Raw genomic sequence first — 11,722 nt, 5'->3', positions numbered from 1 at the left:
AAACCAGCCACTGAGGGCTGGTTGGGAGAGTGAGATTAAAACCTAATCGTAATACTGAAATAATAGCAATACGAAAAGCGTATCGCGGGGCAAAAACATCTGTTTTCAAAAGCATCTGTTCTAAAAAGCACCTGTTCCAAAAAACATCCGCTCTATGGCACGCCATGCCCTTTGGCGGCGACCCAAACCCGATACCACTGCTCGCGGGTCAGCTCTAAATCAAGCGCGGCAATTGCCGCTTTAACGCGATCAATTTTGCCAGAGCCAATAATCGGCAGCGGCTTAGAAGGCAGACGCAATACCCAAGCGTAAATAACCTGATCAATGCTGTCTGCGCCGATCTCTTGAGCGATCGCTTCTAGCTCACTGCGCACACGTTGGGCTTGTTCAGTCTGGCCGTTAAAAATCTCGCCACCGGCTAAACAAGACCAAGCCATTGGGCGAATGCGCTGCGTTTGCAAATGATCCAAGGTGCCATCGTGTACCACATCGAAATTGAGCGGGTTCATCTCCACTTGGTTGGTCACTAACGGTTTACCTAAGCGAGATTGCAGCAGCTCAAACTGGCGCGGGCTGAAGTTAGACACACCAAAGTGCTTCACTTTACCCACTTTGCGCAGTTCAGAAAACGCTTCGGCGACTTCATCGGCATCCATCAAGGCATCTGGGCGGTGGATCAGCAGTAGATCGATTTCGCTCACACCGAGTCGTTCCAGTGAATTATTGACCGACTGATAGATATGCGCAGAACTGGTATCGTAGTAGTTGACCTTACGCTGCGGCGTTTTTGCGCCACACAAATTGATGTCGCACTTAGTGACGATTTGGATCTGCTCGCGCAGCGCGGGCTCCAGCGCTAAGGCTTCACCAAACAGTTTCTCGCACTGGTAGTTACCGTAAATATCCGCATGGTCAACCGTGCTAATGCCCAATTCAATGTGCTGTTTTAAAAACGTTAAACGCTGTTGTGGCGTCATGCCCCAATCTGCCAAACGCCAGTAACCTTGTACTAGCTCTGAAAAATCTGGCCCTTGCGGCGCGATTGTTACTTTAGCAACCATTGGTTGTCTCCTTTGACTTAATTGTCGTCATCCTAAGCAGGTTTCGATGACGGCTCAATGAATCTACCGAATAAGTTAAGATTACGCGCCGAAGTTGTGAGATTCACTACACGTTGACAATTTATATCGCTGGAAAATTCATCGCTTCTACGCCCCCAAGCCATGCTTTGTGATCAACGCCAAATTCTTAAGGCTTAGGCACAAGAATGATGTCAACTTCTCTCTCTGCTTTTATTGTTAGCGATGAAGCACCTCGCCCTACAGCGACTGACGATAACGGAAAAACGAATCACCCTAACCCATGAAGGCCAAGGATAGAGCATGAAATTCTCCACGTTAACACTCGCACTTTGCGCTGCCGCGCCTGTTGTGTTTGCCGCGCCCAATCTGACCATTTCGACCACCACAACTAGCCGCGACTTTCCGCTGGATGCGAAAACGCCTTTAGTAATTCCCTTGAGCAAAGAAAGCTACACAATAAAAGTATCAGGGATTGAGGGTCAGTGCAGCGCGCCGGCTCAGCAGAGCATCAAATTCAACGCGCCCATCGCCCTCAATTGTGGACAAGAAACCGAACTGCCGCTGACGATACGTTTCACTGGCGATTACGCCTTCGCTTATGATGACGAGCAGCAGACCTTAACCTTTGTCCGCCAAGCCAAAAAATCCACTACGAGCAAATTTAAACGGCCGATACCGAGTGTTTCATGCGAGCAGTACCAAGGCGGTGAAGTGACCTTACAACTGGGCAATACGTTCCCCGATGGCACACGACTAAAAGAGACATTTACCGGCCAAATCCTTAGCGTGAAAAATAGCCAAGTCACCTTAATGCCATCACCAACCAGTGGTGGATTGGTGCTGCTTGCCCCCGCAACGGATGCCGCCAGCGAACCCTTTACCTACCGCAATGCCACGATTTACTTTGTGATGGTGGACAGATTCAACAATGGTGACCCAAGTAACGACAATAGCTATGGCCGTAAAAAAGATGGCAAAGAAGAAGTGGGCACTTTCCACGGTGGCGACCTAAAAGGTGTGATTGCCAAACTCGATTACATCAAAAGCTTAGGCACCGACGCGATTTGGCTTTCGCCGATTGTGGAACAGGTGCACGGTTTTGTCGGCGGTGGTGACAGTGGCTCGTTCCCTTTTTATGCCTATCACGGTTACTGGACGCGTGATTTTACCAAGATCGATCAAAATTTTGGTGATGAGGAGGATCTCAAAACGCTGGTCACTGAAGCGCATAAACGAGGCATAAAAATCTTGCTCGATGCGGTGCTCAACCATTCCGGCTACGCCACCTTGGCTGACCTGCAATTGGATCAGATTGAGGTGGTTAATCCCCAAAATTTACCGCAAAAATGGGTTGATTGGATGCCGAAAGCTGAAGAAAACTGGCACAGCTACAGTCAATCCATTGATTATCAAAGCGCCAACTGGTCGCAGTGGTGGGGCAAGGATTGGGTTCGCGCTGGGTTGCCCGGCTACCAGAAACCCGGATCTAGCGATATCACGATGACGCTGGCCGGCTTACCGGATTTTCGCACTGAATCAACACAAGCGGTGACGCCGCCGCAGTGGCTACTTAATAACCCCGGCACTCGCGTGGTAGCGCGCGAACAGTATAGCGTTGCCGATTACTTAATTGAGTGGCAAACCGATTGGGTTAAACGCTTTGGTATTGATGGTTACCGCGTCGACACCGTAAAACATGTGGAAGGCGAGGTATGGCGACGCTTAAAAAGCGAGGCATCACGCAGTTTAGAAGCTTGGCGCGAGCAAAACGGGCAGCAAGGGCAACCCTTTTGGATGATGGGCGAAGTATGGGGCCATTCAGCTTACCGCAGCCCCTATTTTGATGATGGCTTTGATGCACTGATCAACTTTGATATGCAAAAAAGAGTCGATAAAGGCGCAGCCTGCTTAAGCCAAATGGCGATGGTGTACCGCGACTACGCGCAAACGCTAGCGAAATACCCAGATTTTACCCCCGTGAGCTACCTCTCTTCTCACGATACCGAGCTGTTTTTTAGCCGTTTTAACTCCTTTGAAATGCAGCGTAATGCCGCCAATGCATTGCTTCTCGCACCGGGTGCGGTGCAAATTTACTACGGTGATGAAGTCGCACGTCAAGTTGGCCCTTACGCCGATGATTTTCACCAAGGCACACGCTCTGACATGGTGTGGTCACTGGATGAAGAGCGACAAGCGCTGCTGAAGCATTGGCAAACGCTAGGCCAATTTCGTCAATCGCACCCTGCCATTGGCGCAGGTATTCATCATGAGATTGAACAGCAAAATGCCTATCTGTTCTCTAGAACGTTAAATAATGACCGTGTCGTTATTGCTTTTGTTGGCCGTTAAACCCACCACAGAGGTAGTTGCAAACACCATAGTGACTGCCTCTGTTTCTTCACCATTTTTTTGGTCAAATAATTTAAACTCACCCACCAAAACATCAATATTATGAACGTGTTGAAGCATAAAAATTAACTTTAGCACAAGCTAAACCAATTACCCTGCCAAATAAGCACAACCCTACTGGTCATACCAAAACTGTCAACTTTTCATTTGATTTACAAATACTTACACACTATCATTCGCCGCTAATTGAAATAAAGACATCATTTTCTTTGACATATCAATAACACAAAATTAACATCTCGCAATGCCATTACCATAACAAGGCCTTAGGAGGTCGAGAATGATCATCAAACCCCGCACGCTACTCGCGCTATCAATATTGACAGCGTTTAATGTTCACTCTGCAGGCTTCCAAGTGGCAGAGCATTCAGCCTCAGGGCTAGGACGTGCTTTCTCTGGTGAAGGAGCGGTGGCCGATAACGCGAGTGTGATTGCACACAACCCCGCAGCCATGACACGGTTTGATACGACGCAGTTTTCTGGTGCACTGTCCATCGTTGACCCAGAAGTTGATGTATATGATGTGAAAAACCAACAGAAAATGAACGATGTTGCGCCACTGCAAGTCGTTCCCGCGGCTTACTACGTCAGTCCAATCAATGAAAAATGGGCTTGGGGGATGGGAATATTCACCACTTACGGCGTCGCTACAGACTACCCTAATGATATTTATGCAGGCGATCTTGCAGGCGATACTTCTCTTCTTTCTGTCAATTTAAACCCGAACATTGCCTACCGTGTTAGCGAACAGCTTAGTCTCGCTGCGGGTGTTAACCTCGTCTATGCCGAAGCAAAACTGACACGGCATAAAGGTGCTTTAGCCGTATTTACTGGCGGCTCTGCCTCTGACAACCTAGTCGGAATGACTGGAGAAACCGTGGCTTGGGGCTGGAACATCGGCAGCTTATATGAGTTCAACCAAAACCACCGTGTCGGTTTTGCTTACCGCTCTGCCGTTGATCTGGATTTTGATGATGGTGAGTTTTCAAGCTATAGCTCAGGTGTTGCAACAAACGCTGTTGTTGAAGGACGTTTAAAAATCACGCTACCTGCGATGTGGGAAGTTTCCGCATTTCACCAACTCACTGATAGCGTGGCGTTGCATTACGGGTACCAACGTACCGACTGGAGTTCATTCAAAGAGTTAAAGGCAACGTCATCACAATGTACCAACGGAGAGTGTTTTTATAAGTCTGAAAAGTATGAAGACAGTGGCCGTTGGTCATTAGGTTCAACTTATCAATTAAACTCGACTTGGACACTACGCGCCGGTTTTGCTTTTGATGAACAAGCTGGCGAAGCCACATTGAGTATTCCAGATAGCGACCGTTATTGGTATTCAGCAGGCGTGAGCTACGTGATCAGCGACTCGCTATCCATTGATGCGGGTTTTGCACTGGTGAAAAGTAAAAGCGGCACGTTTACCGAAACCAACAAACTCAATGAAACATTGACGTTTGAATCGCAAGGGACTGCTTACCTTAGCGCTATTCAACTTAACTACACATTCAACTAAACTCAGGGATAAGTCATGCTTAAAACAACATTCAAAATATCGCTGCTCTGCTCTGCGTTATGGTTAGTCGGTTGTGGTGATGAAACGAGCAGTTCGGGAGCAAGCACAACACCCACTTACGAAGCCTACATTCAAGACGCGTTAAAACGCGACACCAGCATAAAATTCACGCTCAGCGGCGCAAACGCAAACGTACCACTGCCCTCTTTTGCACTCATGAATGCCAAAGACGGCACGTTAGAAATTCCAACCAAGGGTGATGACGCCTTAACCAATCCAGTCGCCGCTATGGGTACCATGGATGGTTGGTCAACATCAATGCCATTGTTTTTAGACTTTGAAGGCGTAGGATTGGCTGACGGTCTTATCTCTAACGGTATTTATTTAATTGAACTGACCGACAGTATGATTGGCAGCCCAACGGTTAAAAACGTGCTGACATTGAACACCGACTTTGCTGCCATCGCCAGTGCCAGCAGCGATAAAATTGCGATCGTGCCAAACAAAGCGCTCAACCCTGCCAGTGAATATATTTTAGCCGTGACAGATGAGATTACCGATGTGAATGGCAATATTGCAGGCACATCCAGCAGCTACGCCGCGTTGAAGTCCAAAGTGAAAATCTATACCGATGATAAGCTAGGGGCATTACAAAAAGTGACCCAAGGCGTGGAAAGCATTTTCGCTTTGGCAGGGGTGGATCAAACCAAGATTATTTATTCAACGTGGTTTAGTACTCAATCTGTTGGTCAAACACTTTACAGTGTGAAAGGCGCCACCGCCGCAGGCCTTGCAACGACAGATATTGGCAACATTTGGAAGCAAGGTGCGAACCCAAACAACCTTAATTTGAGCGCCGCTTACACCATGAGCTTTGGTGCTACAACCGATTTTGTAACCGCACTTAATAACGATGCAAATTTCCAAACTTACATTGGCGCAGAAAAAACAACCGCTAAAGCGTTTATTGAAAATGAATACACAACCAGCAGTTATCACGTTAATGTCACGACTGGAACGGTTAAGCTCCCTTATTATTTAGAGAAAGGAAGCAACTGGAACTCACAGCCGTTTGAATCAGCAATGCCAAGTTTGGCCTTGATTAAAAATGCTTTGGCAGATGACAATGAAAAAGCCACCATCGCCAATCAGCTCATTGCTAACAATATCGACGTGACTCAACTAGCAACCAGCCCAAGTGAACAGCTTAAGCTAGTGGGATTGACCCTCACAAAGTCTGATGGCAGCGCACTCGATCCTCAGCGCATCATTACACGCTATAGCCCTGTACCTAAGGTGAAATCGTTAGAAGACGTTGATTTCTTACTGTTTACTCCTAACGCGGGAACAAACTGGCCGATCGTGATTTACCAACACGGTATAACTTCTGTTAAAGAAGATGCGTACTTCACAGCAGCACATTTAGCCAATGCTGGTATCGCCGTGATTGCCATTGATCAACCACTGCATGGTGCTCGCAGTTTAGATGCACAGCGCTCAGCTAATGCCGATATTCTAGCGTACCTCAATTTGAACAACTTGGCCGTCGCTCGTGACAACACGCGTCAGAGTATCTTAGATATCATGGGGCTGCGTGCGGCCATTACTTACTCACAAAGTGCAGGGTTGTTTGTTGGTTCCCAATTAGCAAACGCAGACAATACCGCGACGACACCACCAAAATTCCTTGGCCACTCATTGGGAGGAATCGTCGGCTTAAGCGCTGTCGCGAACGCGAACCGCACTATCGGTGATGCTAGTGGTGATGCGCTGTATAAATTCTCTGGAATGGCCATTGCAAACTCAGGTGGTCAAATAGGTAACTTGTTAATGGGTTCAGCAAACTATGGCCCACTCATTAAGCATAATCTCGCCTTAAGTGCGAGCCCCAAATACAAAGCATTCGCCGACCAATACTGTCCAGGGTTAACAGAGAAAGTTTGCTATACCACGTTTGAAAACACAGCCTCTGCCTCAGACAAAGCGGCACTGCAAAGTCAGTTGGATCAATTTACCTACGCGACTCAAACCTTGCTCGATACTATGGATCCATACACAAACGCAAGTTACCTAATCAGTGGTGGAACCGCGACAATCCCAACTTATGTATTGCAAGTGGCGGGAGACGAGAGTGTGCCTAACAATGTCACAAATACACGTGCAGGTACCGAACCCCTGGCAACACTATTGGGATTAGCCAACGCAGTACCCTCTGATGTAATCACTGACACCTCTAAGGTCTTCGTGAAAATGGACAGTGGTACACACACAACCTTTCTCGCACCACAAGACGCGGCCGATGGTGTGCTTCGCGCTGGAGCGCTATCACAACTGGCTATTTTCTTGAACTAACCGAGTAAACAGCCTGTTTACTTATTCAAACAGCTTCCTTATTTGGAAGCTGTTTGAATTCTCCATCTACTGACTGCATCAAATTATTCACCTATCCACAGTGGTAATTTATTTCGAATGGAATGGATGTGTAAAAACAGCCAAGATCAACCTGAAATCTGGAAATATCCCAGATAAAAAGATCAAAACCATCTATAAGCTGACATAAATAAGAAAAAGTTATTCGAGGTAATTCACATTTCTCCCACCCACTCCTTTTTGTTTTACTCCTCGGCTGATAGTTTATCTTCAAAATATTGAAGATAAAAATTATGCCAACTCAATACATCAATAAAGAAGGTACGGCGATCATGAACATCGCCCAATACTTGATGACAACGACAGAAGGTGACCGTCTTAGAACGATTGATTCACTCTCTGAGGAATTTTGCGTATCAGTAGGATTTATTCAGAAAGCCTTAACAACCATAGAGCATCGCAATGCAGTGATACTTTCAAAACAAGGGCGCAACGGCACCTTTATTACTCAATTGAATTACCGTGAACTAGTGGCTTGTGCTGGGATAAACAATGTCGTATGTGCGATGCCGCTGCCTTATACCCGTCATTACGAAGGGTTAGCAAGTGGGTTGAAAGCTCAAATTGGAGATTTGCCGCTCTACTTTGCACATATGCGCGGGGCAAGCGTACGCGCAGAATGCCTCAGAAATGGTACTTATGATATTGCCATTATGTCGAAATTGGCAGCAAAAGAGCTAGCCAATGGGCTAGTAACGGCCATGACTTTAGGGGTCCACTCTTACTCGCATGAACACCGTCTCATTTTTAAAAAAGGAGGCTATGACCAGATACGCCGAGTTGGTGTTGACCCAGACTCTCCTGACCAAAAAATTCTTACTCACCAATCGTTTAAGGATAAAAACATTGAAATTGTAGAAATCCATTATGGCGAAAGTCTCATCCACTTAACGAATGGCGATATTGATGCCGTGGTTTGGTTACCTGAAGCGATTGAGATGGAGAAATATGGTTTAGATGAGAAATCACTCAGTGATCTTCCTGCTTGTCGGGATGCATCCGAAGCGGTGATCTTGGCGAATGGAGCTTCTACTCACATAACGACCTTACTCAGAAAACTGATCCGAATGGATCAACTAATTAAGCATCAACAAGCCGTCGTCAATGGGGAAATCACTCCCAGCTATTGACCCTGTTTAACCACACATAATGCTTATTACAAATAATCGCAAAAGGACAGATATGGAACAGCGCCTTGCATTTTTACTGCATGCTAATGTGATTAGCCAGCGTGCTTATGATGGATGTTTACAAGTTATCGCCATGATGGACCGTCAACTGGGTTTGCCTCATGACAATGAGCAATACCAAATGGCCCTCACCCATTTATCGCGTGCTGCGGATCGAATTTGGCAAGGTGAAGCCGTAGCTGAAGGGCTTGATAGCGAACTACTCGATGAAATCTATGACGATCCGGGGATTCAATCGGTCATCGATATTCATCAAAAAACACTCAATGCGATGAGTTTAAGTACCGTCCCTGCCACCGAGGAAAGTTTTCTCATCGCAAATATTTATGCTCTTTATCTCGCGGCGCAACACGATGAAACTCAGGAGTGAACGATGATTGACAGCACTGGTTACACCTACTGCCATGAACATTTACATATCGATTTATCCCCACAAAAAGGCAACCTTGATTGCCGTCTGGATCAATATGAGTTGTTGTGTGATGAGATGAAAGAGCTGCGAATTCGTGGGGTGAGAAATATCATCGAAGTCACTAATGCTTTTATGGGTAGAAATCCTCATTTTATTGAAAATTTAATCGACGACACTGGAATGAATGTGTTGCTGGCCACTGGATTTTATATCGAAGGTTTCTTCCCCGATTTTCTCTACACCATGGATACCCAGCAAATGGCAAAACAGATGATTAAGGAAATTGAAGTGGGTATCGAGGATTCATCCCTCAAGGCGAGTGTGATTGGCGAGATCGGTAGCAGTGAAAATGGCTTTAGTGATACCGAGCAGAAAGTCTTTAGAGCGGCGGCGATTGCTCATTTAGAAACAGGTCGACCGATTTCAACTCATCAGTCGATGAGTACGATGGGCAAAGTGCAGATTGATCTGCTGAAAAGTTGCGGTGTTGAAATGGAAAACCTCACTGTCGGCCACTGCGATCTCCGCGATAACTTGGACGATATCCAGTGGATGCTCGATCAAGGTTGCTATATCCAATTCGATACCATTGGTAAAAACAGCTATTACCCCGATACGCGTCGTGCTCAATCACTAAAAACCTTATGCGAACGGGGTTATGTTGGCCAAATCATGTTGTCGATGGACATTACACGTCGCTCCCATCTAAAGGCAAATGGTGGCCTTGGGTTTAGCTATCTAATCGATGAATTTGTTCCTTTGCTCAAGCAGCATGGGATCAGTGATCTGCAAATAAGCACAATGTTACAAACTAACCCTGCACGCTTATTTGGATAAAGAGCACTTGTGCTCATTAAAATAAAAAGGACAAAACATGAAAAAAATCGCCATCGCGGGTTTGCAACGAGAGCAAATCCGAGCACAGATTGAACTCTCTGAACCGGGCATATTTGAATGCCATATTCTGAGCGACATGGAAGCCGCACTGAAAGTGAAAGCGGGGGAAATGGACTATTTCATTGGTTGCTGTAATACCGGCGCCGGAGGCGCATTAGCCATGGCCATTGCTATTATCGGTTTTGGTCAAAGCTGCACTATCGCTAAACCTGCGATTAAGGCCAAGGAAACTGAAGTGACCCAGTTTATTGAACGTGGATGCGTTGCATTTGGACTCTCCATTGAACACATTGAGCATGCTATACCCATGCTCGCAAACTTACTCGCTAAAAAGTAAAGGCAACCTATGGATATTATGCATATTGGACTCGTTGCAACCTTATGTGCAATGACAGCTTTAATCGCCAACATGAGCGCGGCGGTTTTTCATGATGGGATCCGGCCTATTCTGCCCCAATTGGTTGAAGGCAATATGACTCGCCGAGAAGCGGGATCCGTCGCTTTTGGCCTATCGATTGGCTTTGTGGCATCAGTGGGGATTTCATTCACTTTATCAACGGGCCTACTCAACCCTTGGCTGCTTTTCTTACCAACAGACATTTTAGGCGTAATGATTGGTAGCCGTTGGCTGGCTGCCGCGGCGGGTGGTTTATGGGGTGTGTTGGTTGTCACTTCGCTTGCTGGTGTTAATGCCGTCTTAACAGGCCTTCCCGTCGATGCATTGAGCGCACTCGGTGAGCTGGGTACTCCCGTCATGTCGGCTTTTGCCCTGTTCCCATTGCTTGCGATATTTTATCAATTCGGCTGGAAAGCTGGGGCAATTACGGCAGTCGTCATCCTATTTTCTCGATTAATGGTGATGAAGTTTACGGGGATTTATCCAGAATCAATCCAGATTTTTATCGGCATGTTAATGCTGGTATTTTTCGCAATTCAAAAAGATATATCCGATCGTAAAAAAGGCATTGAAGCACCAGATATGTCTGGTTTACATGGCCTATTTGAAGAGCGGACTAAACGTATCGTAAAAAACCTGCCATTTCTTGCAGTCACAGGGGCATTAATTGCTGCGGTTTCAAATGGTGGTATTTTCGCGGGATCTGAAGTTTCTATTTATTCACTCGCTGAAGCTTATAAAATCACCGACCCAGCGGCTCACGATACCGCAATGAAACAAGTGGCATTATCGGAATTCATGCGTGGCCTCGGCTTTATTCCGCTGATTGCCACTACGGCACTGGCGACTGGCGTTTACGGCGTGGTTGGGATGACATTTGTATTCGTCGTCGGTTATTTAGCTCCTAATATGCCCGTCGCGGCTGTCCTTGGAGCCATAACCATTTGTATCGAAATTTTCTTACTTCGTGGCATTGGTCGTTTCTTGGAACAATTCCCATCGATTCGAAATGCATCAGACAATATACGTAATTCAATGAATACATTAATGGAGTTTGCATTATTAATTGGTGGCGTATTGGCAGTGATGAAAATGGGCTCAACTACAGGTTTTACTATTTTCGCGATGTTATTTTTCTTAAACGAAGTCATGGGACGGCCAGTCCTTAAAATTGCAGCGCCAGCGGTTGCCGCTATTCTCACTGGGGTTATTTTAAATATTCTTTATGTTATTGGGTTATTTGCTTTGTAATGAGACGCTTAACTAATCTTAATTTATTTTGATACTGTATTTAGGCGGGCTGTTCTTCAGCGTTATATAGCACACTTACTCTTTACGTTTATTTTGTTATTAAGCATGCGCATTACCAAATAATGTGCAGGATCAGCT

At 46.1% G+C, this 11,722-nt stretch carries 9 protein-coding genes; 8 read left to right on the top strand and 1 reads right to left on the bottom strand.

What is annotated here, in order from left to right; genetic code table 11:
- Positions 1–152: 152 nt before the first annotated feature.
- Positions 153–1,061 (bottom strand): aldo/keto reductase family oxidoreductase, encoded by a 909-nt coding sequence (locus tag NB504_RS10075; RefSeq protein WP_258428802.1) that lies wholly within the window; start codon positions 1,059–1,061, stop codon positions 153–155.
- A gap of 321 nt (positions 1,062–1,382) precedes the next feature.
- On the opposite strand from NB504_RS10075, the gene NB504_RS10070 reads away from it, so the two are divergent.
- The 8 genes from NB504_RS10070 to NB504_RS10035 all read left to right on the top strand — a co-directional run bounded on the left by NB504_RS10070 (position 1,383) and on the right by NB504_RS10035 (position 11,584).
- A complete protein-coding gene (locus NB504_RS10070; RefSeq protein WP_194662241.1) occupies positions 1,383–3,431 on the top strand; it encodes an alpha-amylase in 2,049 nt (682 codons plus the stop codon).
- Positions 3,432–3,771: 340 nt separating this feature from the next.
- Entirely contained in the window at positions 3,772–5,007 is a 1,236-nt protein-coding gene (locus tag NB504_RS10065) for an outer membrane protein transport protein (protein WP_258428801.1), read from the top strand.
- A gap of 15 nt (positions 5,008–5,022) precedes the next feature.
- On the top strand, positions 5,023–7,359 hold the full coding sequence (locus NB504_RS10060; RefSeq protein ID WP_258428800.1) for a VolA/Pla-1 family phospholipase: 2,337 nt from the start codon (positions 5,023–5,025) through the stop codon (positions 7,357–7,359).
- Between the two features lie 311 nt (positions 7,360–7,670).
- On the top strand, positions 7,671–8,567 hold the full coding sequence (gene yhfZ, locus NB504_RS10055) for a GntR family transcriptional regulator YhfZ (protein ID WP_222715509.1): 897 nt from the start codon (positions 7,671–7,673) through the stop codon (positions 8,565–8,567).
- Positions 8,568–8,619: 52 nt separating this feature from the next.
- A complete protein-coding gene (locus tag NB504_RS10050) occupies positions 8,620–8,997 on the top strand; it encodes a hypothetical protein (RefSeq protein WP_258428799.1) in 378 nt (125 codons plus the stop codon).
- 3 nt (positions 8,998–9,000) lie between these two features.
- Entirely contained in the window at positions 9,001–9,876 is an 876-nt protein-coding gene (locus NB504_RS10045) for a phosphotriesterase-related protein (RefSeq protein ID WP_094123395.1), read from the top strand.
- Positions 9,877–9,913: 37 nt separating this feature from the next.
- On the top strand, positions 9,914–10,273 hold the full coding sequence (locus NB504_RS10040; RefSeq protein ID WP_094126712.1) for a DUF2620 domain-containing protein: 360 nt from the start codon (positions 9,914–9,916) through the stop codon (positions 10,271–10,273).
- Positions 10,274–10,282: 9 nt separating this feature from the next.
- The gene (locus NB504_RS10035; RefSeq protein WP_258428798.1) at positions 10,283–11,584 is read left to right on the top strand and encodes a YhfT family protein; all 1,302 of its coding nucleotides are present in this window, start codon (positions 10,283–10,285) and stop codon (positions 11,582–11,584) included.
- Positions 11,585–11,722 lie beyond the last annotated feature (138 nt).

The sequence above is a fragment of the Vibrio sp. RM-69-4 genome, from assembly GCF_024743775.1.
Classification (GTDB): Bacteria; Pseudomonadota; Gammaproteobacteria; order Enterobacterales; family Vibrionaceae; genus Vibrio; species Vibrio anguillarum.
The sequence above is the reverse complement of the archived record's forward strand: the minus strand, read 5'-3'. Positions and strand labels throughout refer to the sequence as shown.

Excerpts from the sequence above, each read along its gene's own strand:
- NB504_RS10075 (WP_258428802.1), bottom strand. The coding sequence starts at position 1,061 with ATGGTTGCTAAAGTAACAATCGCGCCGCAAGGGCCAGATTTTTCAGAG.
- NB504_RS10070 (WP_194662241.1), top strand. The coding sequence starts at position 1,383 with ATGAAATTCTCCACGTTAACACTCGCACTTTGCGCTGCCGCGCCTGTT.
- NB504_RS10065 (WP_258428801.1), top strand. The coding sequence starts at position 3,772 with ATGATCATCAAACCCCGCACGCTACTCGCGCTATCAATATTGACAGCG.
- NB504_RS10060 (WP_258428800.1), top strand. The coding sequence starts at position 5,023 with ATGCTTAAAACAACATTCAAAATATCGCTGCTCTGCTCTGCGTTATGG.
- yhfZ (WP_222715509.1), top strand. The coding sequence starts at position 7,671 with ATGCCAACTCAATACATCAATAAAGAAGGTACGGCGATCATGAACATC.
- NB504_RS10050 (WP_258428799.1), top strand. The coding sequence starts at position 8,620 with ATGGAACAGCGCCTTGCATTTTTACTGCATGCTAATGTGATTAGCCAG.
- NB504_RS10045 (WP_094123395.1), top strand. The coding sequence starts at position 9,001 with ATGATTGACAGCACTGGTTACACCTACTGCCATGAACATTTACATATC.
- NB504_RS10040 (WP_094126712.1), top strand. The coding sequence starts at position 9,914 with ATGAAAAAAATCGCCATCGCGGGTTTGCAACGAGAGCAAATCCGAGCA.
- NB504_RS10035 (WP_258428798.1), top strand. The coding sequence starts at position 10,283 with ATGGATATTATGCATATTGGACTCGTTGCAACCTTATGTGCAATGACA.